The following is a 24,787-nucleotide window of genomic DNA, read 5'->3' as shown; positions in this document are numbered from 1 at the left end:
GCCGGCAAGTCAACGCCGCCCCAGGGTCCACCTGCGGCGGCGTTGTCGTTCTGGCGGTTCTTGCAGGATTCAGGGGACTGCCAGAACATAAAAAAGAGCCGAGGCAAGCGCCATGCCGAGTTTCGACCATTTATATCATGTTGTGATATATTGCAGGCCTATCCCTTTGCGCTGGCTGGCCTGCACTCGCAGTGAGTCCGGCAGGCTGCGCCCCATCCTGACTCCGGCATGAAACACAAACGCGACTACACCGCCGACCGGCGGCTCCCCTACCTGTGCGCCATCGCACTGCTGATCGGCGCCCTTTCCACCGGCGCTGCCTGGCTGCTGCTCAAGCTCATTGCGCTCTTCACCAACCTGTTCTACTTCCAGCGCCTGTCCTTTGCGGCCAGTTCCCCGGCCTCGCATACGCTGGGCTGGATCGCCGCGCTGCTGCCGGTGGCGGGCGGCCTGATCGTCGGCCTGATGGCCCGTTATGGCAGTGACAAGATCCGCGGCCACGGCATCCCTGAAGCCATCGAGGCCATCCTCTTCGGCAAGAGCCGCATGTCGCCCAGGGTAGCCGTGCTCAAGCCCTTGTCCTCGGGCATCGTCATCGGCAGCGGCGGTCCGTTCGGTGCCGAAGGGCCGATCATCATGACCGGCGGTTCGGTCGGTTCGCTGCTGGGGCAATGGCTGCACCTGACGGCGGCCGAGCGCAAGACCCTGCTGGTCTGCGGCGCCTGCGCCGGCATGACGGCAATCTTCGGCACGCCGCTGGCGGCGGTGTTGCTTGCGGTGGAGCTGCTGCTGTTCGAACTGCGCCCGCGCAGCCTGTTACCGGTGGCGCTGGCCTGCGCGGTGGCCGGCTTCCTGCGGCCCTGGGTGCTGGAGGCGGATGTGCTGTTCCCGCTGCAGGTGGCCGCGCCGGCCCCGATGGCCCTGCTCTCCTGCCTGGCCGCCGGCCTGGCCAGTGGCAGCCTGGCGGCGCTGCTGACGCTGGCGCTGTATCGCATCGAGGACGGTTTCCATCGCCTGCCGCTGCACTGGATGTGGTGGCCGGCGCTGGGCGGCATCGCCGTCGGCCTGGGCGGGCTGCTGCAGCCGCGTGCGCTGGGCGTGGGCTATGACGTCATCGCCGACCTGCTGAACCAGCACATGCTGGTCTCGGCGGCAGTAGCGCTGCTGATGGTCAAGGCGGTGATCTGGCTGCTGGCGCTGGGCTCGGGGACCTCGGGCGGGGTATTGGCGCCGCTGCTGATGATGGGCGCCGGCCTGGGGCTGGTGCTGGCCCCGTGGCTGCCGGGCGGCTCCCCCGGACTGTGGCCGCTGGTGTGCATGGCCGGTGTGCTGGGCAGCGTACTGGGTGCACCGCTTACCGCCATCGTCTTCGCCTTCGGCCTGACCCATGCCAGCAATGCCCTGCTGCCCTTGATCGCCACCACCGCCGTCGCCTATGGGGTCAACGTACTGTGGATGAAACGCTCCATCATGACCGAGAAGATTGCCCGCCGCGGCCTGCACGTGCACCGCGAATACGGCGTCGATCCGCTGGAGCGCGTGCATGTGGAAGACCTGATGTCCGCCCCGCAGACGCTGGATGCGTGCCTGCCGGCCGGCGCCGCGCTACCGCAATGCCGTGCTGGCACCCACGTACATCGCTACTATCCGGTGACCCATGGACGTCAACTGCTGGGCATGCTGGCCCTGCGCACGCTGGAGGCGGCCGACCCGGCCCAGGTCTGCGGCCTGCTGCTGGAACCGGATCGCGGCTATCTGCTGCCGCACCTGAGCGCGCGCACTGCCGCCGGCATGATGGCGCGGCTGGGCGTGGCGCGCCTGCCGGTAGTGGCCGGCCCGGAACGCCGGCAGCTGGTGGGGATGCTTTCCCTGTCCGACCTGGCGCGCGCCAGCGCCGCCCATGCGGAGGAAGAATCGGTGCGGGAAAAACTGCTGGGCAACTAGGCTGTATCGGCCTTACAGCACCCCACCGCTGAGCTTGCACATCAGGTTGTCATGCGAGACCAGCACCACGTTGATGCCGGCATTGCCGTTATCCAGGCGGAATTCGCTGTTGCCGTTGGAGAGCGAAATGCTCCGCACCGCCCGCGTCGCCGTTTCGGTGAGCACGGTTTCGCCGGCCATGTTCAGGCAGGTGAGCACGCAACCGGCCCCGGCGGCGCAACTGCGCGTGATGTCACTGGCCACCGGTGTGGGCGCGGCCGTGCCCACGGCTGGCACCGGCACCGGGACGACCGCCGCTGTAGCAGGGGCGGCCTGTGCCTGCGCCGCCACCCAGGGCAAGCTCAGCAAGGAAAACGCCACGAAGGCGCAACAGATGGAGCGGACCATACGCATGGCTTGCCTACCCTTCTCGCAATCAATCAGGCCGCTATTGCATCACAAACAAAAAAAGGGCGCACCTCCTTGCGGAAGCACGCCCAAAAGTCAGCCCCCCTCAGGGCTTCCCGGTAATCCGGTGTGGTGCGACGAGGGCCGCTGCGGTGAACGCAGGCGGCGCTCGTCGTAGCGAAATCAGTAGGTCAAGGTGACGGTGACGGTATCCGAATAGGCACCTGCCAGCGGTGTCTGGGCGGCGGCGATCTGGCCGTACACGGTCAGCGTCTGGGTCAGGCCCGAGCCGGTGCCGGTGGCGGTATCGGTGCCAATGGTCGAGCCCCAGTTGTTGGTACGGGCTGCATCGCGGTACAGCGCATAGTTCAGGGTACCGCCGCCGGCCGCGCTCATCTTGCGGTTGCTGACGGTGGCGCCGGTGCCGGTACCGGCGTCCAGGCCGACGTTGTAGGCGGTGCCGTTGGTGCAGAGCACGGTGATGGTGCCGGACTGGTTGACCACGCTCTGGGTGTAGGCGCCGAAGGCGATGGCCGAACCGACCACGGTGCAGGCGGCGACCACCGAGGCGCTGATGGTCAGCGTGCCGCTGGCGGTGGCAGCGAAGGAAGCAGGTGCACTGGAAGCCAGCACGACGGCGGCAACGGTGGCGGCAACGAAGCGGTTTTTCTTGGCATTGAACATGTGATCTCTCCCTGATCGCTGCCTGGTTCTCGCCCCTTGCTCGGACTTCGTTGTGCAGCTGGTATGGAGAGAACTTTACGTTTTTGTTGTGGCGCCAAGTATCGGGTGCTTCCTGAGAGCGGCGGGAAAAGGCGTCAGGAATTCCCTGAGTGATGCAGGGAGGTCACAGGGAGGCAAGCAGCCCAAAAACTCCGGCACCTGCCCGAAAGGCCCGCCCACACTGCCTTTGCGCCAGATCAAATTGCGCATATAGATATCTTGAATGAGTGTTTGCATCAAAATCTATTAGCCGATAAAGTACGTTCCCAGAGCAGATTCAATTGCGGCGCCACTTTTCAGATAGAACTGGGCGCCGCGAATCGCTCTTCCGCGCTCTTCCGGTTACCCACTCCCTCCCTTCCACTGGTCCCTGCCCGACGGCATGCGGTGCCAGTTCCTTGCAGATCCGACAATTTCCTCCCCGTCCGTGCTGGCCGCGCTGGAACAGCCCGCCGACGCGCTGCCTGCATTTTTGATAGCATGCCGGGATGGATACTTCACATACCCCCGAATTGAACGCCCTGGCCGAATCGGCCGGGATGGGCCTGTCTGCCGTGGTGGCCGGGCTGCGTACCTCACGCGAAGTGACCAACAAGATCCGCTATCGCGGCGAAATCCGCGAACTGCCTTCGCGAGAGGCGATGAAGACGCTGCTGGCGCATCTGCAAGCGGCATTGTTCCCCACGCATTACGGCCACACCGACCTGTCGGACGAGACCATCGATTATTTCGTGGGGAGTCAGTTGAATGCAGCCTTGTGCATCCTGAAGGAACAGGTGCGCCGCAGCCTCTATTTCAGCAGCGACAGCGAAGAAGACAGCCTGTTGCGCGAGCGCGCCGCCGTGATCACGCGTGAGTTCGCGCATCAGTTGCCGGGCATACGCGACGTGCTGGTCAGCGATATCCAGGCGGCCTACCACGGCGACCCGGCGGCCTCCAGCATTTCGGAAATCCTGCTCTGCTATCCCGGCACCACCGCCATCATCTACCACCGGCTGGCGCATGCCCTGCATCAGCTGGGCGCCCCCTTGCTGGCGCGCCTGATCGCCGACATCGCGCACTCTGCCACCGGCATCGACATCCACCCGGCAGCGCAGATCGGCCCCAGCTTCTTCATCGACCACGGCACTGGCGTGGTGATCGGCGAGACCACCATCATCGGCCGCAATGTACGTCTGTACCAGGCGGTGACGCTGGGCGCCAAGCGTTTCCCGCAGGAGCCGGATGGCTCACTGGTCAAGGGTATCCCGCGCCACCCCATCGTCGAGGATGACGTGGTGGTCTATGCCGGCGCCACCTTGCTGGGCCGCATCACCATCGGACAGGGCTCGGTCATTGGCGGCAATGTCTGGCTCACCCACAGCGTGCCACCGGCCAGCAATATCTCGCAGGCGGAAATGCTGAGCGACTGTCGCCAGCCCTAAGTCCAGCCTGGCTAGGGATGGGGAGCGATGCCAGGTGCCTGCGCCGGCTCGCGCCCGCAGGCCAGTGCAGCCAGCGCCAGCGCCGAAGCCGCCAGCCCGTACAGCCACAGCGAGGACATCACCGGCAACAGCAGCCCCGCCATCATCGGCCCCATGCCAGCCCCGATATCACGCCAGATGGCCCGCCCCGCCAGCGCATGCACCCGCTGCCCCGGAGGCGTACGAGCCGCCACGATGGGCGCCAGCAGCGGCAGCTGCAAGGCGCGCAGGATCACGATCAAGCCGGCGAACAGCCACAGCAGGCCACCTCCGAATCCCACTAGCGCCACGCAGGTCGCCAGCGACAGCGTGACCAGCACCTTCACCGCACCGAAACGCTCGGCCAGCCATCCGCCCAGGGGACTCAATACGATCTCGCCGGCATAGCGCAGCGCCATCAGCACCCCGGCCACCAGTTCACCATCGGCCCCAAAGGATTGCTTGCTCATGTAGGCCAGTCCGACGATGAACAGCCCGTCCAGCGTCAGACCTTCCAGGAAAGACCACCAGTCCAGCGCATTGGGCAGCTTCCAGCGGCGTGGCTGCGGGGGGGCATAGCCATGGGCCGGCAAGCGGCGCGCCGCCAGCAGGCCCAGCACCGCGGTGCAGGCCACCAGCAGGAACACCATGCGCGGTCCCACATGCGCGGCCAGCAAGGCCGCTGTGGGCAACCACAGCATCGGGCCGATAGCGATCACCCCGCGCGAGCGCCCGGAACGCCGCGCCGCCCCTTGCGGATTGGACGTCGACATCGCTTGCGTCGACAGGTTGAGCCCGGCAAACGCCATGCCCCACAGCAACCGCAGCGGCAGCAGCGCCCAGAAACCGCTGGCCACCGTATAGCCCAGCGCACACAGGATCGCCGCGCACACCGCCAGGGTGCAGGTGGGTCGATCACCGCGTCTGGCATAGAAGGCCGCCACCCAGCGATAACCGGCGATGCGCACCAGCCGGTTGGCCGCCAGTAGCACCCCGGCCTCGGCCAGGCTCACGTGGAACTGGTCGGAGTACATCGGCAGCAGGAGGTAGAGAACGATGTCGCAGGGCAAGGCGGCCGACAGCGACATGGCGGCATGGCGCGAATCGAGGTCGGCCTGGCGGAGGTCTGGCGTGGTCATGGGCCTGATGTTGCGCCGCGTGGGCGGCGGTGACAAACGATATTAATTCCGAGCATGCGTGATAAAATCTGACGCATGGCCGACCTTTCCCTTCCGCTCAACGCCATCCGGGCCTTCCTGGCGGCGGCCCGCCATCAGAGTTTCACGCTGGCCGCGCACGAGCTCAATGTCACGCATGGCGCGATCAGTCGCCAGATCAAGAATCTCGAAGACTACCTGGGCATGCCGCTCTTCGAGCGCCGCGTGCGTCAGGTGTTGCTGACCGAGCGTGGCCGCCAGTTCTTCGAGGAAGCCAGCCCGGCGCTGGACATCCTGGCCACGGCGGCACGCCGCGTGATGCGCGACGCCCCTACCCGCACGGTGGTGATCAATGTACGGCCGTCCTTTGCGGTGCGCTGGCTGATTCCGCATCTTTCCGATTTCGTGGAGCGTTATCCGGGCATTGCGCCGCAGGTGGTGACCAGCACGGCGGCGGTTGGCCGGGCCGGGTCTTCCTTCGATATCGCGGTGCGGCGGGGGGAGACCAATTGGCCGGAGAGTTTGAAGGTGCAGCGTTTCATGGAGGACGAGCTGGTGCTGGTGGCTTCGCCTGCGTTGCTGAAGTCAATGCCGCTGGAGGGTGTGGCGGGCATCGGGCGGCATACGCTGTTGCTGTCGCGCAGTCGGCGTAATGACTGGGAGGACTGGCGCAGGCTGGCGGGCTTGAAGCGCTCGCGGGGGCAGGCGATGCTGTATTTCGATCACGTGCATTTCGTGTTGCAGGCGGTGGTGGATGGGCTGGGGTTGGCGTTGTCGCCGGTATCGCTGGCGGACAATGATCTGCGCTCGGGGCGGCTGGTATGTCCGTTGCCTGATTTGCGGATGGCCCTGGCGCCCTATTACCTGGGGATTTCTCCGCAGGCGGGGGCGGAGGCTTTGCTGTTTGCCAAGTGGTTGGGGGAGTATCGGGGGATGGCTGGTTTTTATGGCTGAGCTTTTGGGGCTTCGATTTTTTGATTAAACGGCGGGTAGTCTGCACGGAATTTCTTCCTCCGCCCTGGCTTAATGTCTATCACTCTCCGATCATAGCGGAGCGCCGGGGGCGGCCCGGCAGCCGCTCACTTTTCTTGCTTCGCCAAGAAAAGTAAGCAAAAGAAGGCGACCGCTACTGCCCCGCCCTCCTTCGGAGGGTCCCCACGTTGGTCCCCATGAGAACGGGAAAAATAGAGTCGCTTCGCTCCCACTATTTTCCTGATCCGTTCTCATGGGGACCAACGCGGCGGGGCAGAAGCGGACAGCCGATCCGGCTCGCCTTCGGCCTCGCGGGGGGCTCGCCTTCGGCTTCGGAATGCCACGGATTTAATGATCTTGGTAGTTGCATTAATCAAAACTTAATGCTGGCGGAGTATCCCGATACGGCCCTACTAGTCGAACAGACGTGAAAATCAAGAGAGAAAAAGCTCCCGCCGCCCCACCAAGATGTGCCAAGCCCCCCACGAAGCCGAAGGCGAGCCCTCCCGCGAGGCCGAAGGCGAGCCGGTCACGCTTTCCCCCTTGGGAGCCAGCCGCCGGAGTGAAGCGGCAAGTGGATCAGAAAAATAGTGGGAGCGAAGCGACTCTATTTTTCCCACTTGCTGCTTCACTCCGGCGGGTACCCTCCGCAGGAGGGCTGGCTCTTGGGGGCCGTTTTCTTTGCTTACTTTCTTTGGCGGGCCAAAGAAAGTGAGCGGCTGCCGGGCCGCCCCCGGCGCTCCCCTCCGACCGGAGAGAGATAGAAATGAAGCCAGGGCGAAGGAAGAAATTCCGTGCAGACTACCCAAGCCCCAGCAACAACCAACCAACAAACAACAAACAAAAATCAAATCAGGAAACCAGCTTCAAATACCCCTGAGCATCCAAAAACCCCTCAGAAGAAAACGCCACAGCCGGCTGCAGCTTGAAGATCCACTGTTCATAGGGCGCATCATTGACAGCATCAGGCGTCTCGACAAGCGCCTCATTGACCGCCAGCACAACCCCATCAACAGGCGCATGCAAATCCGAAGCCGTCTTGTTGGACTCAACAATCCCCGACTCCTCCCCCCGCACCAAAGAACGCCCAACAGCCGGCATCTCCACATAGACCAGCGGCCCCAACTGCTCCTGCCCAAAATCGGTAATACCGATGGTCAGCGAACCGTCCTCCTCCACCCGCACCCACTCATGGGTCTGGGCATAGACAAGATGATCGGGAATCAGCATCACAGCCTCCTAAAAATAAAGATGAACCTCAAGCCTCGGCTTTGGAACCATCCGCAAACACCGGCTCACCCAGATTGAGCATCAGCCGATTGGCCCAGGCAAAGATCGCCACCGAATGGATCAGATCCAACACCTCCAGCTCCGACAGACCCACGTCATACAACGCCTTGATCTGCGCCGCACCGATCTCACCCGGCGTCTCCGTCAACTCCGCAGAAAACTTCGCCACCGCCTGCTCACGCGCATCCACGCCCGCGCCATACGGCGAATCGAACACCTGCTTCACCGTGTCATTGCGCTTGGCCAGCTGCTCGAACCGCTGCGCATGCACCGACGCGCAATAGACGCAACCATTGATGCGCGAAACCACCAGCGAGCCCAGCTCACGCTCCGCGCGCGACAAGCCGCCCGGCGCGTACATGATCGCGTTGAAGGCTGCCGAACGCTGGCGCAGGATGTCCGGCTGGTGCGCCAGGAACAGGTAATAGTCCGACGTCTTGGCCTTGGGATGGCTCTCCTCCAGCACCTTCACCTGGTCTTCACTGGCCTGGTCCAGCTGGATCACATCCAGCCACGCATCCCACTCCAGGGTTTCATTGGTAAAGCCGTTGGCCTTGATGATGTCGCTCATGTCGATTCTCCTTACTGAGCCGCCGCAGCACGCATGGCCTTCAGGCCCGCGACCACGCGCAATTGATAGGACACGAAGGCGATCAGCTGCGACAGCGCCACCGCCGCAGGGGTGCTGATGCCGGCCGCTGGCAGCTTCTCGATGGCGGCCTTGTCGCCGTCGACCGGGCGCTGCGTCAGCGCACGAGTGAATTCCAGCATGGCGCGCAGGCGCCCCAGGGGCAACTGCTCAGGCTCGCCACTGTCGGCCACGGCCAGTTGCGCCGTATCTGCCGGCACCGCCTGGGCGCGGCTGCGATAGTGTGCAGCCAGGTCGGTGGCACCAGCCAGGCGGCAGGCGTACAGCGCCACCAGCAGGCGCTCGTCCAGGCCGATGCCTGCCAGCGCGGGATCGAACAGCGTGTCGTAGCTGCCCTGCGAAGCCACCGCCACCTTCTCGCGCTGGTGGCGCAGGCTGTGCAGCGGGCTGCCGGCGTCGAGGCCGGACAGTTGGTCGATGACATCCTTGCTGATGTCGTAGGCGGGGGTAGTCATGAAGTCTCCTTGTTGGATGAATGCCTGGTCAGCGCGTCGCGCAGGAAGTGCTGCGCCTGCTGCCAGGAGTCGATATCGGCGCGGGCATTCGCGGACGGCTCGCCACCACCGGTGCTGATGCGACCGGACACCGGATGGGCATAGGTGGTCTGCGTGGTCGGTACGAACGGGAACAGGATGGAATGGCCGGCATTGGCGTAATTGCGCCAGACCACCGGCCAGGGATGCGCCACCTCGGCCAGCTTGTCGCGCACCATGCCGCAGTAGAGGCTGGAGGGCCAGGAGCCATCGTCGGTGGCCGATAGCAGCAGCACAGGCCCGGCGATCTTCTCCACCGGGATACGGGCGCGGGCCACCGCCTCCTCGTCCTGCAAGGCGGTCAGCATCGCCAGTTCATGGCGATGCGGTGCCGGGCCTTCGTCGAAGGGCGCCCAGCTGGCGCTGCGGTTGTCCTGCCACTGGTGTGGCAACGGCTCGCCACGCAGCAGCCAGGTCGGGCCTTCGCGGCCCACGGCCGGGTCGGCCGCATTCTGGCCGCTGTGCACCAGCGCGCTGGGCACGTAGGCCAGCACGGCCGATACCTTCTGCGGGAAGGTCGCGCCCAGCAACAGCACTAGTTCGCCACCCCGCGACTGGCCGCTGATGGCCACGAAGTCGTGCAGCGGCTGTACCTCGGCACGCAACCAGTCCAGGCCACGTTCGAAATATTCCAGCGGTGTGTTGGAGATGTAGTTGGACAGACCCGGCGCCTTGAAGTAAGCCAACGCGAAGGCCGCATAGCCGCGCGAGGCATACAGCGCCGCGCGCGGTTCGTTGATGCCGCCACCGGAACCGTTGACGATCATCACCGCCGGGTGCGGCCCGGGCGTGGCCGGCAGAAACAAGCTGCCGACCAGCCCCTCTTCGCGTATCTCGCGCCGGATCACGCCCTCGGCTGCCAGGCGCTGCACCAGCTCCGTGCTGGCCGGAGTGCAGCGGGCCAGGCCCGGCTGGTCCAGCGACGACACGGTCAGCGTCGTCACCAGCGGCGCCATCACATCGGAATGGAAGTTGTCGCGGCGCCCGGCCTGCACCGGTTGCTGCGACCACAGCAGGCCCATCGGATCGATGCCGTAGTAGTCGCCATCGATGGCCGGGTTCATGCTCACATCCACATTGCCATACGCATCGGCGATATAGCAGGCGCTGCTCTGCCACTGGGCGCCGTTGCGCAGGGTCGCCGATGAAATCCGCACCGGCTCGCCCGGATGCGCGCCACGCACGATGATGCGGCGTGGCACGTCGATCAGGTCGTCGGCCGGGCTGACCTCGATGGAGAAGTTGGGCATGGGCTTACTTCTTGTCCTGGGTCACCATCATGGCGGTGGTGCGGTCGCTGCTGATGGGGGTGACCTTCAGGCCCTTCTTGGCGGCCCAGATATTCTGGTAGTGGTACAGCGGGATCACGCCCACTTCTTCCGACACCGTCTTGGCGGCGCCACGCAGGATGGCTTCACGCTTGACAGGATCGAATTCCGCGGTGGAATCGGCCAGGGCCTTGTCCACGGCCGGGCTGCTGTAGTGGTTCCAGTTGGAGGCACCGATGCCCTTCTTGGGATCGACCGAACCCAGCACGTTGACCAGGGCATAGCTGGCTTCGCCGGTGCCGTTACCCCAGGCCAGGACCGAGACCGCGAACTCGTTCTTGTTGGCACGCGAGGAATACGACGCCCATGGCAACACCTCGACCTTGGTCTTGATGCCGATGCGGGTCCAGAACTGGGCCACCGCCTGCATGGTTTCCGGCGCTTGCGGATAACGGTCGTTGGGGACGTGGATGGTCAGCTTGAAACCGTCCGGGAAACCGGCCTCGGCCAGCAGCTTCTTGGCCTCGGCGGCGTCGAAGGGGATGTTCTTGATCTCCGGGTTGTAGCCGAAGGTGTCGGCCGGCATCCACTGGTTGGCCTCGGTGGCGGCGCCCTGCAGGATGCGGTCGATCACGGCCTTGCGGTTGATCGCCAGCGACATGGCGCGGCGCACGCGCACGTCCAGCAGCGGGTTCTTGTCCAGCTGCTTGCCGTTGTTGTCGGTGATGAAGGGGCTGGGGCCTTCGTGGAAGCTCGGCTGGATCAGCAGCACGCGCAGGCCGTTGTAGGGATAGACCTTGACGTTGGGCGACTGCTTCAGCTTGGCCAGGTCGGACACCGAGACCTTGTCGATCACGTCCACGTCACCGGACAGCAGCGCCGCGGTGCGGGCCGCGCCGTTGTTGATGTAGCGGTAGTTGACCTTTTCCCACAGGGCCTTGCCGTTCCAGTAGTCGTCATTGCGCTGCATGACCACGCGGTCGCCCGGCGTGTAGGAGACGAACTTGTAGGGACCGGTCCCCACCACGGCCGCGCCACTGTTGTAGTTCTCGGTGGTGGACTTCTCGCCCACGTGCTTGCTGACGATGTGCACCGAGGCCAGGTTCAGCGGCAGGTCGGGGTTGGGGATGTTGGTCTTGATGACCAGGGTCAGCGGGTCCTTGGCGGTGACCGATTCCACCGTGCGCAGGTAGCCGGCGAAGGTCGCCACGCTGCCCGGTACGGCGCGGGCGCGCTGGTAGGAGAAGATCACGTCGTCAGCGGTGAAGGGCTTGCCGTCCTGCCACTTGACGTTGGGGCGCAACTTGAATTCCCAGGTCTTGGGGTCAATGTTCTTCCAGCTCACGGCCAGGCCGGGAACCAGCTTGTTGTAGTCGTTCTGGACCAGCAGGTCCCAGAAATGCAGGTCCACCGAGCGGTCGCCGGCATGATTGTTCAGTTGCGGGTCCAGCGACGACAGCGGGTCGGCAAAGGCGATGTTGAGGTTCTGCGCGTGCGCTGCGTCGGCAGCGGCGGCCAGGGCCACGCCGGTCAGGGCAACGGCCAGCAGGCGGGTCAGGAGGGTCTTCTTCATGGTCGGGTTCCTCTGTGTGGTCATGGTGGAGGCACTACGGGTACATCAGTTCGGGGCTTTCTGGACGGCCCCCTTGCTCCCGTTCGGACTGAGTAGCAGCGCAGCTGCAACATCTGCATATTGAAGGCCTGGCTGCAACTGCATCAGCGTCTTCGATACGGCCCCGGGGGGCCTACTCAGTCCGAACGGGAGATGGAACATTTCAACAATCCCTCTCATCGGCCATCGTTGAGATGGCAGGCACTCAGATGCCCCGGCGCGATCTCGCGCAGGAGCGGTTGTTCTTCACGGCAGCGCGCCATCGCATGCGGGCAGCGCGGATTGAAATGGCAGCCCGTGGGTGGATTGAGCGGGCTGGGAATCTCGCCCTTGATGGCGGTGAACTCCTTCTTGCGCGCCGCCATGCGCGGCACCTCGGCCAGCAGGGCTTGCGTGTAGGGATGGTTGGGCTGGCCGAACAGCTCGCCCACCGGCGCACTCTCCACCACGCGGCCCAGGTACATGATGACCACGCGGTCGGAGACATGCTCCACCACGCCCAGGTCATGGCTGATGAAGAGATAGGTCAGGCCCAGTTCTTCGCGCAGGTCCATGAACAGGTTCAGGATCTGTGCCTGGATCGACACGTCCAGCGCCGCCACGGCCTCGTCACAGACCAGCATCTGCGGCTGCACTGCCAGGGCGCGGGCGATGCCGATGCGCTGGCGCTGGCCGCCGGAGAACTGGTGCGGGTAGCGGTCGCGCAGGGCCGGATCGAGGCCGGCACGCAGCAGCTGGCGGCAGACGTACTCATCCAGGTCACCCTCGACCTTGCCGTTGACTTGCGCGGCCTCGCCCACGATCTGGTCGATGCGCAGGCGCGGGTTCAGGCTGGCGTAGGGGTTCTGGAAGATCATCTGCACCTGCAGGCGGGCTTCGGCTTCTTCCTTGCTGGTGAGCGTGGAACGCTCGCGGCCGTTGATCAGCACCTGTCCGTCCGAAGGATCGAGCAGGCCACAGGCCACGCGGCCCAGCGTGGACTTGCCGCAACCGGATTCGCCGACCAGCCCGACCACTTCGCCGGGCAAGACTTTCAGATCGACCTGATCGAGGGCGTGCGTGACGGCCGGTGGACGGCTCCAGCCGCGTGCCTGCAACTGGCGCTCCAGCCAGCCCTGGCGGCGCTCGCCAAAGCGACGGCTGACGGCGCGGGTTTCGATCAGGGGGATGACGGCCTTATCCATGTTGCGCATTGCCCTGTGGGCTGGTAGTGGGGTGATAGCAACGTACGCGGTGGCCCGGCAGCGGTTCGCTGATCCCGGGGGCTTCCAGGCAGTGCTGGCTGACGCGCTCGCAGCGCGCCGCGAAGGCACAGGTGGGGGGCAGGTGCAGCAGATTGGGCGTCATACCGGGAATCTGGCGCAAGCGCGCACCGCGCCGGTTGTTGCTGGGCAGGCTGCCAATCAGGCCCTGGGTATAGGGGTGCAGCGGCGCATCGAGCACCGCCTCCACACTACCCTGCTCGACGATGCGCCCGGCATACATCACCGCCACTTCATCGGCCAGGCCCGCCACCACCGACAGGTCGTGGGTGATCCAGATCAGCGCCGTGCCATGCTGGCGCGCCAGTTTCTGCACCTCCGACAGGATCTGCGCCTGGATGGTCACATCCAGCGCGGTGGTCGGCTCGTCGGCAATGATCAGGTCGGGCTTGTGCAGCATGGCGATGGCAATGGCCACGCGCTGGCGCATGCCGCCCGAGAGCTGATGCGGATAGGCCTGCAGACGCTCCTCGGGACTGGCGATACCCATCATGCCCAGAGTGTCGCGAGCCAGTTCGCGGGCCTGCTGGCGGCTCACCTTACTGTGCGCGAGCACGGCATCGACCATCTGCGCCTCGACCTTGAGCACCGGATTCAGGGTCATCATCGGATCCTGGAAGATCATGGCGATGCGGTTGCCCTGCAGCTCGCGCAGGGAGGTCTTGTCCATGCGCACCAGGTCGCGTCCCTGGAACAGGATTTCGCCACCGACGATGCGTCCCGGGGCATCGACCATGCCGAGGATGGAAAAACCGGTCACGCTCTTGCCCGAGCCCGATTCACCCACCAGCCCGAGGATGCGGCCACGGCCGACCGACAGCGAGACATCATCGACCGCCGGCAGCACACCATCGGGCGTGAAGAAATGGGTGCGCAGATTGCGCACTTCCAGCGTGAGGGCGCTCATTTCTGCCACCTTGGATTGAGGATGTCGCGCAGGCGGTCGCCCACCAGATTGATGGCGACGATCACGACCAACAGCGTGATGCCGGGATAGAAGCTGATCCAGTATTCGCCCGAGAGCATGTATTGGTAACCGTTGGAGATGAGCAGGCCCAGCGAGGGCTCGGTAATGGGTACGCCCAGGCCGAGGAAGGACAGCGTGGCTTCCAGCGTGATGGCACGGGCCACCTGCAGGGTGCCGATGACGATCAGCGGCGGCAGGCAGTTGGGCAGGATGTGGCGCACCATGATGCGCCAGGACGACAGGTTCAGTCCGCGTGCCGCCTCCACGTATTCCTTGCGCCGTTCCACCAGCGCCTGGCCCCGGGCGGTGCGGGCATAGTAGGCCCACTCCAGCACCACCAGCGTGGCCATGACGTTGAAGATGCCCTTGCCAACGTAAGCCAGGATCAGCATCGCCACCAGAATCGACGGGAACGACAGCACCAGGTCGGCAAAACGCATCAGTACCGTGTCCACCTTGCCCCCGGCGTAGGCGGCCAGCAGGCCGACGAGCGTGCCGATCACGCCGGCGATCAGCGCCGAGCCCACACCGATGCCCACGCTGATGCGCAGACCGTAGAGGATGGCCGAGACCAGGTCACGGCCCTGGCCGTCGGTTCCCAGCCAGTAGGTATAGGTCCCCAGGCCGTTGATGGTGCCGGGATGCAGGCGGGCATCGAGCACGTCCAGCTGCATCAGGTCATAGGGGTTCTGCGGCGTGATCCAGGGCGCGGCAATGGCGCCCACGATCAAGAGCAGCACGATCACCAGGCCCAGCACCGCCGAGCGCGAGGCCACGAAGTGGCGCAGCACGCGGCGCCAGGGCGACTCGCGGCGCGGCGCCTGGAAGGCCGACAGCTCAGCCACGCGGGCGCGCACCTGCTCCTGGGTCATTGGGGTCATTTCGGTTGGCGGCACGCTCATGCCTTGGCCTCCACCCGCACGCGCGGGTCCAGTATCTTGTAGAGCACGTCGACCACCAGGTTGATGGTGACGAACATGCAGACGATCACCATCAGGTAGGCCACGATCACGGGCCGGTCCAGGGCATTGATGCTATCGAGGATGAGCTTGCCGGCGCCCGGCCAGGCGAAGATGCTCTCGGTCACCACCGCAAAGGCGATGGTGGAGCCGAACTCCAGGCCGACCACGGTCACCAGCGGGATCAGGGTATTGCGCAGCACATACATCAGCACCACCCGCGCCGGTGACAGCCCCTTGGCACGGGCGAACTTGACGAAGTCCATCGGCAGCACCTCGCGCACGTTGGCGCGGGTCAGGCGGATTACCAGCGAAATCTTGAACAGCGACAGGTTGATGGCCGGCAGGATCATGTGGCGCCAGCCATCCGCCGTCAGCCACGACCATTGCACCCCGAAGAGTTCGGCGGTCTGGCCGCGCCCGCCCGAAGGCAGCCAGCCCAGCGTGACCGAAAAGGCCATGATGAGCATCAGGCCGATCCAGAAGGTGGGCAGCGAAAAACCGAGAATACTGGTGGTCATCACCAGGCGCGAGAGTGGATGGTCGGGCTTCATGCCTGCGAACAGACCTAGCGGCACCCCCACCAGCAGCGCCAGGAACAGCGCCGCGAAAGCCAGTTCCAGCGTGGCCGGCAGGCGCTGGAAGATCAGCAGGATGGCCGGCGTGTTGTACACGAAACTGTTGCCCAGGTTGCCGTGCAGGGCGCCATTGAGGAAGGCCAGGTACTGGCGCCAGACCGGCTGGTCCAGCCCCAACTCCTGGATGATGCGCAGGCGGTCCACCTGGTCGACGTCCTGGCCGATCAGGATATCGACCGGATTGCCGATCATGTGCAGGCCGAAGAAGACGATCACCGTCATCAACAGCACCACCATCAGCGCCTGAAGCACGCTCTTGGCAATCGCTGCGCTCATGCGGGCAGCTCCCAAGGGGATTCGGACCACTCGTCGCCTTCCAGTTCCGGCTCTTCATAGGCCTGGATATTGCGATAGTGGTAGTCGACGTCTTCGCTGTACATCAGCGCGGCGATGCCCTGCGCCAGGCGATAGGCACCGTCGCTGATGGCCGGGATATCGCCCGACACCGTGCCATGGCTGGCGGCGGCCGGGTAGCAGAAGCAGTGGATGCGCTCCAGCCCCGGCAGGCTGCCCGGGGTCTTTTGCTGGAACTCGAAGACCGGACCCAGGTAGGGTGAATCGGCCAGTTCCTGGTCTTCCTCGCCGGCGGGCGGAGTGTAACGATCACTCCAGTTGAGGATATGCGGCGCGATGTCCTTGAATTCGGGTCGGATGCTCCAGTCGATCTTGAAGCCGGTCGAAAAGAACAGGAAATCCAGTTCCAGCGGACCACGGTTGGTCTGCAGCAGCAGCGAACCGTCGTTGTTGACGTCCACTTTCTCGATGGCAGTGCCCAGCAGGAAGCGCGCATTGGCAAAGCGCGAGACGCGGCGCGTGCTGCCCGAAGGCGGCGGCACCTGCTGCACGTTGACGTAATGGCGGATGCGCCACTTCCAGGCATCCGGCAGATGCAGGTGGCCGTTGACCAGGCCGGGACTGCCCGACCCCTTGCCCTTGTTGATGCGCGGCAGGTCCTTGCGGCGGATCAGCAGATCGACTCGTGCCGCACCCTCTTCCAGGGCGGTGGCCGCGCTGTCCATGGCCGAGGCACCACCACCGATGACCCCCACGCGCCTGCCCTTCAGGCTGGCGTAGTCCAACAGGTCGGACGAATGCGCCCAGCGGTCACGCGGCAATTGCTGCACCAGCGGCGGCAGGTAGGCACCGCCCAGGCCATCGCGGCCGGTGGCCACCACCACGCGGCGCGCCAGCACGGTGGACTCGCCCGCAGGCGACTGCAGCTTCAATGCGACGATGCCATCGGCACGCGGCTGCACGGCCAGCACACGGTGCTCGTTGCGGATATCCAGTTGCATCGCGCGGCGGAACCAGCGCAGGTAATCCATCCACTGCAGGCGCGGAATCTTGTCCAGTGCGTCCCACGCCGCCAGGCCGAACTGGGCCTCGAACCAGGCGCGGAAGGTCAGCGCCGGAAAGCCCAGCGCCGGGCCGGTCAGGGTCTTGGGCGAGCGCAGGGTTTCCATGCGCGCCGTGGTGGCCCAGGGGCCTTCGAAGTCCTTGGGGGACTGATCGTAGATGACATTGGCGATACCCAGATGCGACAGCGCCACCGAGGCCGCCATGCCGGCCTGGCCGCCGCCGATGATGGCCACGTCGATCACGGGCTGACCATCGCGTTCCAGGGTCGGAGTCCACGACTTGCCGGGCAGCGCCAGCCATTCCAGGTCCTGGCGCAGACGCGCCTCCAGGGCGGCCAGTCCGGCCGGGCTGGGGGCGCTCGATGTTGTCGCTTGGGTGTTGTCCATATCGCCTCGTCAAAAGCATGAAAAGACGTCGCCGGCACGGTAGTTTGCCGTCGATCGTCTCGTTTCGGGTTCTTGTGATGCGGCACCCTTCCCGGTTGACGCCGCTGTTGGGAGGCTGTGCCGACTTCAGCCACCTACCGTTCGACCTGAGTAGGCCCTTTCAGGGCCATGCCGCTACTCAGGTCGAACGGTGAGTGGCGGCACACAATATCTGCCCCAGCCTCTTTGTTACTTGTTACTTACTTCGCTGCTACACACTACAAAATCATTTACAGCAATTCATCGTGCAGGCTGGCGTCACGCTTGACGAAGCCCTGCAGGGTGTGGCGTGCGGCCTGCTCCACCGCATCGATCAGGCTCTGGGTCATGCCCTCGACCGGCTTGCCATAGGGCGTGACCACACCAAAGTAAAAAGGGATGTCCACCGCCAGCCGCTTGACCACCATCCCCTCGATGGGCATGCCATAGGCCGTGGCCGGCTCCACCAGCGCCACCCCCAGCCCGGCGCGGGCGGCCATGATGGCGTTGAAGGAGGTATTGGTATCGATAGCCACGTCCAGCTGGCTGTCTTCGCCCAGGGCGCTCTCCACGCGTTGGCGCAGGCGGTAGCGATTGGACATGGTGATGACGCGCTGCCCGCGCAGGGCGGCGCGGGTCAGCTTGTCGCGCCCGGCCAGGGGATGGTCGGCGCGCACCACCGCCACGCAGGGCGCCTCGCCGATCCAGTGCAGGTCCAGCCCGCGATGCGCCACCGGCAAGGACGTCAGCCCCAGGCTCACGGTACGGTGCAGGACGGCATGCACCACCTGCTCGGCCGACGCGCTGCGTAGGTGGACGTGTTCGGGAAAGGCACGCCCCTTGTCGCTGGCCAGCAACTGCAGGGCGGCCGGCGCAATGGTCGAGGCCAGCGCGGGAGTCGCTACCAGGTGCAGGGGATGGACTTCTTCCCGGGCGATTTCCTGGGCACGTTCGCGGATGCTGCGCAGGCCCACCAGCGAGCGCTCCACTTCTTCATAGAGCAGGAAGGCCTTGGCGGTGGGGGTGACCCGCGGGCCGTTGCGGTCGAACAGGGCATAGCCCAGCTCGGCCTCCAGATCACCGACGGCCTTGCTGACGGCCGGCTGCGAACGCCCCAGGCTGCGACCGGCGCCGGTCACACTACCCAGGGTCATTACCGCCGCAAATGCCTCCAGCTGGTTCAGGTCCATCGAAATCGCTTTCCTTGATCAAAGTGCTTGCATATGATTTTCGAATTATAGGTTTGTCTGTATTCTATTTCAGTATAATAATTTTGTATAAGCAAATGCATGCCGGCGTTGCTTGACCTGGAATTCGAGGGAATCAGGGCCGCCGCTGGCGCCATTGCGCTTGCTGCCACGGCATTGCCGCCAGGAAAAACCGTAAAGCGTATATACAAATACCTTCAAAGTCCTTTTCCCGGCGTGGCCAGGCGCGCTAACGTATGACCCATGACGTATGGATACGATGTGCCGGCCGCACGGCTGGATCAACCCCGAGCTTCCGATTATTCCGATTAGTCCGACCACGCCCACATGAACGCCCCTGTCCCCTGTCGCCCGCCGGCCGATCTGCAATTCCCCATCTACCTTGACTATGGCGCGACCACGCCGGTCGATCCGCAGGTGGCGCGGGTGATGTGCGATTTCCTCACCGACAAGTTCGGCAATGCCGCCAGCAGCTCCCATCCCTTCGGCTGGGAGGCGCGACGCGCCGTGGATCATGCGCGGGCGCAAGTGGCTGCTCTGGTGGGTGCGCAGGCCAATGAAATCATCTGGACCTCCGGTGCCACCGAATCCAACAACCTGGCCCTGAAGGGGTGCGCCCATGCCCTGCGCGCGCGTGGACGCGGCAAGCACCTGATCACGGTGGCGACCGAGCACAAGGCCGTGCTCGATACCATGCACACCCTGGAGAAGGCCGGCTTCGAGGTCAGCTATCTGCAGCCTGGCGCCGATGGCCTGATCACCCCGGAGCAGTTCCGCGCCGCCCTGCGCGACGACACGCTGCTGGCCTCGGTCATGTACGTCAACAACGAGATCGGCGTGATCCAGCCCATCGCCGAACTGGGTCGCATCTGCGCCGAACGCGGCGTGGTATTCCACGTCGATGCGGTGCAGGCCGCCGGCAAGATCGCCATCGACCTGGCGCAGCTGCCGGTGGACCTGATGTCCTTCTCCGCGCACAAGGTGTATGGCCCCAAGGGCATAGGCGCGCTCTACGTGCGCACCAATCCGGACCTGAAGCTGGAAGCCCAGATCGATGGCGGTGGTCATGAAAACGGCATGCGTTCGGGCACCCTGGCCACGCACCAGATCGTCGGCATGGGCGAAGCCTTCGCCCTGGCCGGCCAGTTGCTGCAGGAAGAAGGCCGTCGCATCCGCAGCCTGCGCGATCGCCTGTGGGCGGGGCTGGCAGACTTGCCTGGCGTACAGCTCAATGGCAGCGCCGAGCAGCGCGTACCCCACAACCTGAACGTGAGCTTCCCGCCCACCCGCTATGGCACGCTGGCCAGCCAGTTGCTGGGCATCGCGGTATCGGCCGGTTCGGCCTGCAACTCGGCTGCCTCCGCACCTTCTTTCGTGTTGCTGGCTATCGGCCGTTCGCCGGAAGTGGCACGCAATGCGGTGCGCTTCTCACTGGGACGCGGCACCACCGAAGCGGAGATCGATTACGTGGTCGCCGCCGTGCGGCAGGTGCTGGCCTGCGAGCTTGCCGCGGCGCTGCCGGCCTGACGCGGCCCGGTAGCTACTCTGGCGCGGCACTGGCGCGCTTGCCTCCCTCTTCCCCTACCTGCCTTTCGCGTATCGCTCCAGGCCTGAGATCGCTCCCGGCCTGAGCTTTCGCGCTCCATACGGATCACTCACGATCAACGCCATCGCGCCCAGACGACCAACGACGGGGGCGTTTCCATTTTCACAAGCACGCACACGGATTCGATTTTTAGGACTTTTCTCATTGACCGGGGAGGTGAGCACTTTTACCTTGCATCCGGCATTCCGATGACATGTCCAAGAAACAGAATCCATGCCCACCCAGCCCCCTCCTCGTCTCCACCAGATCATCACCACGCACCTGCCGGCCCTGCCGGGCGAGTGCGTGGACGGCGGCGGTGCGCGGGTGGGCCAGACCATCTATGCCGGCCTGGGCAGCGCGGGTCATCGCTGGTATTGCCTGGACCTGTCCCTTCCCGGCCATCACTGGGAACGCTGCGCCGATTTCCCCGGGCCGCCACCGCGCTGCGCAGTCGTCATTGCCGCTGGCGATGCAGTCTACGTGTTCGGCGGCTTCGGCAAGGCATCACCGGCTGCCGTCACTACGCAATTCGACACGGCCTACCGTTACCTGCATGCCAGCGATCGCTGGGAGCAATTGAACACGGTCTTGCCGGTGGGCTTGAGTGGCGCCGCTGCCATCGCAGTCAATGCAAGCACCCTGCTGTTCTTCGGTGGCTACCATCGGGAGCAGTTCGATGCTTTCCACCGCGACCTGGAAACGGCCGAAGAAAGGGATCGCGAGGACATCACCGTGCGCTACATGAGCCGGCCCATCGCCAGATTCAACTGGAACGCCGAGACCTGGGCCCTGAACCTGCTCACCATGACCTGGCACAGCATGGGAACCCAGCCCCACCACGGTCACTGCAAGGCAGCTGTGGTCCGCGATGGCGCCAATTTCTATCTGCTGGGCGGTGAAGTCAAACCCGGCCTGAATGCCAGCACGATCAAGCATGGCCGGCTGGGCCCTGCCGGCGTGCAGTGGCAAGCGTCGCACGCGGTGCCGGTCAACGACGGCTTCGGTGGCTGCTTCGGCGGCCGCGTCGGGAACATGACCGTGGTCGCCGGCGGAACGCACTTTGCCGGCGCCTGGGAACGCTATGCCCGCGGTGACTATTTCGCCCATGAAGGACTGCGCAGGAAATGGCTGGCCAACATCTTCGTCCTCCAGGACCGGCAGTGGAATTTTCTCGATAGCCTGCCCTGCCCCCGTGCCAACGGCATCAGCATCGAAGTCGGCGACGGCCTGGTCCTCATCGGCGGCGATAGTGATGAAGGGCGGCCCTGCCTGGATACGCTGTGGCTGCGGGATCGACTCATCATGCGTTGATCGTCCGGTCGATCTCCCCCACTCCCTCCCGCCCGCGCCACGATCTGCCACCACTGACACTACTGTGCGCTTAGCTTCACCTTCCTCAAGAATTCCGGGTCGATGCCGCTGAGCTGTTTGGTGCGGGCCGCCACACGACCCTCTGCATCCAGCAGGATGAGGTCAGTGCTGTGATTGAAATCCCCATTGGGGAGGGCCCGGTACTGCAATCCCAATACTGCCGCCAGTTTGCGCGTGGTGGCGACGTCGCTGCGGGCCAGGGTCCAGCGGGGCGAATCAATCTCGCGCTGGCCGGCGGTACGCTTGAGGACAGCCACCGTGTCGCGCACGGGATCGATGGTGATCAGCAGCACGCTGAGCCTGGCACGCTCCGGCGCCGTGAGTCCTGCCTCCGTATTGCGCAGCGCCTCCACCAGCAATGGGCAAACGAATTCACACGAGGTGTAGAACATGCCGACCAGCCTCGGCTGGCCGCGCCTTTGCGCCAGGCTGAACGGGCTGCCATCCTGATCGGTAAAGCGGGCATCGAGCTGATACACCGAATCACCGGGCAAGGCCGCTGCGACTGTCCCCGGCGGACGTGAAGAGGCTGGCGCGGAATGATCCTCCGGGGCTGCGGCCATCACTGTGCCGCCGGTGAGCGCGCCCACAATGAATGCCATGGTCGCCAGTAGTGCTGGCAATGCTGGGATTTTCATGACTTCTCCTTGGATGCAATCGGGCGTACACAGCGAAAGCCCAGGCTACTGGTGCTGTCGGCGGCGCCCAGGGACGACAGCAGTGCGATACGCATCAGCACGGCATAGTTGTCGCGTTGCTGCAGGTTGATGGCGCCGGCGCCGCAAAACTGGAGCTTGTCGGGGTCATCAGCCGAGCGGCTATCAGGGCTGACCAGCAAGGCGTTGAAGTCGTCCACCCATTCCCAGATCAGACCATGCATGTCGCGTACGCCATAGAAATTGGCCTCGCCACCCACGTCGCCGGGCCCGCCGCCGACCGGGCGGGCATACCAGTTGAGGATGCGGGCGCGCCACGCCGGATCGGCGCGGGCATCGTGGCGACTGGCATCGGCGGCGGCCACGTATTCCCATTCCTGCCAGGTCGGCAGGCGCGCGCCCTCGGCTTCGCAATAGGCCTGCGCCGCGAACCAGCTGACGTTGACGACCGGCCGCGCGCTGGCAGCGCCCTCCATCGGGTGCTCCGGCGTGGCCCAGTCCTTCAGGTAGCCACCGTCGACAAACGCTCGGACCGCCTGTCCGCGCTGCCACTGCGGGTGCGCGATCACGAAGGTGCGAAACGCGTCCTGGCTTACCGGCAGGATGCGCATGTCGAAAGCGGCCACCGGGACCGGCCCGCGATCGGCGTCACCGGCCAGTACGCTGACCAGGGTGCCGGCCGGCACCCGCACATAATCGGCACCCTGAGCGCGGGCCTGCTCCGGCATGCCGAACTGAGCCAGCAGGCTGGCCGCTACGATGACGCGGATCATCTCGCGCCCCCTCGCGCTGAACACGGAATGGCTCAATGGTCGGCCTTGGCAGCCGCGGCGGGCTTGCTGGCACGCAGCTTCCTGACCTCCTCGGTGGAAACGCGCCCACCGGGATTACCCCATTCATTGGCCACGTAGGTCAGGATGTTGGCAATCTCGTCGTCATTGAGCTGGTTCATCGGCGGCATGACCGAATCGTACGCAGTGCCATTGACCACCACCTTGCCGCTGAGCCCGTGCAGCACGGCCTTGATGGCGCGATCATAGCCGCCGGTGAGATAGTCGGACTTGGCCAGCGGTGGGAACACGCCCGGCAAGCCTGCACCATTGCTCTGGTGGCACACCGAGCAGGTACCTGCGAACAGGGCTTTGCCGGCCTGTACCTGATCCTGCAGCGTCAGCTTGCCGCTGGCGGCGTTGACGGTGGCCGTGGTCACGGCGGCCAGATTGGGCTGGGCACGGTCGCCCAGGTAGACCGAGTCCAGTTCCTTGCCGGAATAGATGGCCTTGTTCTCCGCGCCATTGACCTTGAGGATGGCCAAGGCGCCCTTGTTGAAGGCCCGGAAGATGGAGTGATCGACCAGCACGTAGCTGCCCGGCACCTTGGTACGGAACTCGACGATGGCGGCGCCGCCGGCCGGAATCAGCGTGGTCTGCACATTCTTCTGCGCCAGCGAACCGCCTTCGAACTGCACCTTGTCGAAGATGGCACCGATCACATGGAAACTGGATACCAGGTTGGGACCACCGTTGCCGACGAACAGACGCACGGTTTCATTGACCTTGGCGGTGATGGCCTTGTCGCCGGTGAGCGCACCTTCGGCACCGTTGAAGAGCACGTAGGTCGGACGTTCGTCGATCGCCTTTTCCATGTCGAACGGCTGCACGCCCTTCTCGCGATACTTGCCGGTAGTGTAAAAGTCGCCCTGCATGACGTAATACTCGCGGTCGACCTTGCTCAAGCCCTGCGGAGGCTCGACCAGGATCAGACCGTACATGCCATTGGCTACGTGCATGCCCACCGGCGCGGTGGCGCAGTGATAGACATAGAGGCCTTCGTTGAGGGCCTTGAAACTGAACTGCGACGCGTGACCCGGCGCGGTGAAGCTGGAGGCGGCGCCCCCACCGGGTCCGGTCACGCCGTGCAGGTCGATGTTGTGCGGCATATTGCTGTCGGGATGGTTCTTGAGATGGAACTCCACCGTATCGCCCTGGCGCACGCGGATGAAGCTGCCGGGCACGGTGCCGCCGAAGGTCCAGAAGGTATAGGAGACGCCTTCGGAAATCTGCATTTCCTTCTCCACCACTTCCAGATCGACGATCACCTTGGCCGGGTAATTGCGGTTGGTGGGTGGCGGCACTTCCGGTGGGCTGGTGAGCACAGCGCGGATGGGTGCACCCTGCGGCGGCCCGAAGTCGCCGGTCTTGCCAGACTTGCCGACCTGGACCGGCTTGGCCGCAACCGGAGTCGCTGGGGTCGCTGGGGTCGCTGGGGTCGCCGGGGTCGCGGTCGTAGCCGGCAGCGTGACGGCGAGGCCCATTACCAATAATGCGGGGATGAGCGCTTTCCTGATATTCAATCTCACGACGTTCTCCTTGGTGAGGCGTCGAGGATCGGCGCCTAT

The 24,787-nt window shown here is 64.8% G+C and carries 22 protein-coding genes; 5 read left to right on the top strand and 17 right to left on the bottom strand.

The window, feature by feature from the left end:
- Positions 1 to 228: 228 nt before the first annotated feature.
- The gene (locus BTM36_RS02230) at positions 229 to 1,944 is read left to right on the top strand and encodes a chloride channel protein (protein WP_077235042.1); all 1,716 of its coding nucleotides are present in this window, start codon (positions 229 to 231) and stop codon (positions 1,942 to 1,944) included.
- A 12-nt stretch (positions 1,945 to 1,956) separates the two neighbouring features.
- Here the strand turns inward: BTM36_RS02230 and BTM36_RS02225 are convergent, their stop codons facing one another.
- Complete coding sequence (locus BTM36_RS02225; RefSeq protein ID WP_139347024.1) at positions 1,957 to 2,337, bottom strand: hypothetical protein; 381 nt, start codon at positions 2,335 to 2,337, stop codon at positions 1,957 to 1,959.
- 177 nt (positions 2,338 to 2,514) lie between these two features.
- Positions 2,515 to 3,015 carry a spore coat U domain-containing protein gene (locus BTM36_RS02220; RefSeq protein WP_006462503.1) on the bottom strand — a complete coding sequence of 167 codons (501 nt, stop codon included), beginning with the start codon at positions 3,013 to 3,015 and terminating at the stop codon, positions 2,515 to 2,517.
- A gap of 527 nt (positions 3,016 to 3,542) precedes the next feature.
- On the opposite strand from BTM36_RS02220, the gene epsC reads away from it, so the two are divergent.
- Positions 3,543 to 4,478, top strand: a complete 936-nt coding sequence (gene epsC / locus BTM36_RS02215; RefSeq protein ID WP_077235041.1) for a serine O-acetyltransferase EpsC — start codon at positions 3,543 to 3,545, stop codon at positions 4,476 to 4,478.
- A gap of 11 nt (positions 4,479 to 4,489) precedes the next feature.
- Here epsC and BTM36_RS02210 read toward each other — a convergent pair whose 3' ends face one another.
- Positions 4,490 to 5,635: an MFS transporter gene (locus tag BTM36_RS02210; protein ID WP_077235040.1), complete on the bottom strand. Its 1,146-nt coding sequence runs from the start codon at positions 5,633 to 5,635 to the stop codon at positions 4,490 to 4,492.
- 75 nt (positions 5,636 to 5,710) lie between these two features.
- On the opposite strand from BTM36_RS02210, the gene BTM36_RS02205 reads away from it, so the two are divergent.
- On the top strand, positions 5,711 to 6,607 hold the full coding sequence (locus tag BTM36_RS02205) for a LysR substrate-binding domain-containing protein (RefSeq protein WP_006462500.1): 897 nt from the start codon (positions 5,711 to 5,713) through the stop codon (positions 6,605 to 6,607).
- 870 nt (positions 6,608 to 7,477) lie between these two features.
- Here the strand turns inward: BTM36_RS02205 and gcvH are convergent.
- The 11 genes from gcvH to BTM36_RS02150 form a co-directional block, all read right to left on the bottom strand.
- The gene (gene gcvH, locus BTM36_RS02200) at positions 7,478 to 7,855 is read right to left on the bottom strand and encodes a glycine cleavage system protein GcvH (protein ID WP_077235039.1); all 378 of its coding nucleotides are present in this window, start codon (positions 7,853 to 7,855) and stop codon (positions 7,478 to 7,480) included.
- Between the two features lie 28 nt (positions 7,856 to 7,883).
- Complete coding sequence (locus BTM36_RS02195) at positions 7,884 to 8,486, bottom strand: peroxidase-related enzyme (protein ID WP_077235038.1); 603 nt, start codon at positions 8,484 to 8,486, stop codon at positions 7,884 to 7,886.
- An 11-nt stretch (positions 8,487 to 8,497) separates the two neighbouring features.
- On the bottom strand, positions 8,498 to 9,019 hold the full coding sequence (locus BTM36_RS02190; protein ID WP_077235037.1) for a CMD domain protein: 522 nt from the start codon (positions 9,017 to 9,019) through the stop codon (positions 8,498 to 8,500).
- Positions 9,016 to 10,347: an acyl-CoA thioester hydrolase/BAAT C-terminal domain-containing protein gene (locus tag BTM36_RS02185; RefSeq protein ID WP_077235036.1), complete on the bottom strand. Its 1,332-nt coding sequence runs from the start codon at positions 10,345 to 10,347 to the stop codon at positions 9,016 to 9,018. Before BTM36_RS02185 ends, BTM36_RS02190 begins: the two co-directional genes overlap by 4 nt.
- A 4-nt stretch (positions 10,348 to 10,351) precedes the next feature.
- Positions 10,352 to 11,938 carry an ABC transporter substrate-binding protein gene (locus tag BTM36_RS02180; RefSeq protein ID WP_077235035.1) on the bottom strand — a complete coding sequence of 529 codons (1,587 nt, stop codon included), beginning with the start codon at positions 11,936 to 11,938 and terminating at the stop codon, positions 10,352 to 10,354.
- Between the two features lie 215 nt (positions 11,939 to 12,153).
- Positions 12,154 to 13,161 carry an ABC transporter ATP-binding protein gene (locus BTM36_RS02175; RefSeq protein ID WP_077235131.1) on the bottom strand — a complete coding sequence of 336 codons (1,008 nt, stop codon included), beginning with the start codon at positions 13,159 to 13,161 and terminating at the stop codon, positions 12,154 to 12,156.
- A complete protein-coding gene (locus BTM36_RS02170) occupies positions 13,154 to 14,146 on the bottom strand; it encodes an ABC transporter ATP-binding protein (protein WP_077235034.1) in 993 nt (330 codons plus the stop codon). Before BTM36_RS02170 ends, BTM36_RS02175 begins: the two co-directional genes overlap by 8 nt.
- Positions 14,143 to 15,108, bottom strand: coding sequence for an ABC transporter permease (locus BTM36_RS02165; protein WP_077235033.1), 966 nt, complete (start codon positions 15,106 to 15,108; stop codon positions 14,143 to 14,145). The genes BTM36_RS02170 and BTM36_RS02165 overlap by 4 nt, the downstream gene beginning before the upstream one ends.
- Entirely contained in the window at positions 15,105 to 16,079 is a 975-nt protein-coding gene (locus tag BTM36_RS02160) for an ABC transporter permease (protein ID WP_077235032.1), read from the bottom strand. Before BTM36_RS02160 ends, BTM36_RS02165 begins: the two co-directional genes overlap by 4 nt.
- Complete coding sequence (locus BTM36_RS02155; protein ID WP_077235031.1) at positions 16,076 to 17,548, bottom strand: SidA/IucD/PvdA family monooxygenase; 1,473 nt, start codon at positions 17,546 to 17,548, stop codon at positions 16,076 to 16,078. The genes BTM36_RS02160 and BTM36_RS02155 overlap by 4 nt, the downstream gene beginning before the upstream one ends.
- A gap of 269 nt (positions 17,549 to 17,817) precedes the next feature.
- Complete coding sequence (locus BTM36_RS02150) at positions 17,818 to 18,756, bottom strand: LysR family transcriptional regulator (protein ID WP_077235030.1); 939 nt, start codon at positions 18,754 to 18,756, stop codon at positions 17,818 to 17,820.
- Between the two features lie 345 nt (positions 18,757 to 19,101).
- Here BTM36_RS02150 and BTM36_RS02145 point away from each other — a divergent pair, with 345 nt between their 5' ends.
- Positions 19,102 to 20,301, top strand: coding sequence for an aminotransferase class V-fold PLP-dependent enzyme (locus tag BTM36_RS02145; RefSeq protein ID WP_077235029.1), 1,200 nt, complete (start codon positions 19,102 to 19,104; stop codon positions 20,299 to 20,301).
- A gap of 292 nt (positions 20,302 to 20,593) precedes the next feature.
- Positions 20,594 to 21,673, top strand: a complete 1,080-nt coding sequence (locus BTM36_RS02140) for a YjhT family mutarotase (protein ID WP_077235028.1) — start codon at positions 20,594 to 20,596, stop codon at positions 21,671 to 21,673.
- 59 nt (positions 21,674 to 21,732) lie between these two features.
- Here BTM36_RS02140 and BTM36_RS02135 read toward each other — a convergent pair whose 3' ends face one another.
- From BTM36_RS02135 to nirK, 3 genes are read right to left on the bottom strand one after another with little or no spacing between them, the layout of a single operon-like run.
- Positions 21,733 to 22,371 carry an SCO family protein gene (locus BTM36_RS02135; protein ID WP_077235027.1) on the bottom strand — a complete coding sequence of 213 codons (639 nt, stop codon included), beginning with the start codon at positions 22,369 to 22,371 and terminating at the stop codon, positions 21,733 to 21,735.
- On the bottom strand, positions 22,368 to 23,162 hold the full coding sequence (locus BTM36_RS02130; RefSeq protein WP_217349526.1) for a formylglycine-generating enzyme family protein: 795 nt from the start codon (positions 23,160 to 23,162) through the stop codon (positions 22,368 to 22,370). The genes BTM36_RS02135 and BTM36_RS02130 overlap by 4 nt, the downstream gene beginning before the upstream one ends.
- Positions 23,163 to 23,194: 32 nt before the next feature.
- Complete coding sequence (gene nirK / locus BTM36_RS02125) at positions 23,195 to 24,703, bottom strand: copper-containing nitrite reductase (RefSeq protein ID WP_254426896.1); 1,509 nt, start codon at positions 24,701 to 24,703, stop codon at positions 23,195 to 23,197.
- Positions 24,704 to 24,787: the final 84 nt, after the last annotated feature.

Origin of the sequence: Herbaspirillum sp. VT-16-41, assembly GCF_001994935.1 — a bacterium.
Lineage (GTDB): Bacteria > Pseudomonadota > Gammaproteobacteria > Burkholderiales > Burkholderiaceae_D > Herbaspirillum > Herbaspirillum frisingense.
The sequence above is the reverse complement of the archived record's forward strand: the minus strand, read 5'-3'. Positions and strand labels throughout refer to the sequence as shown.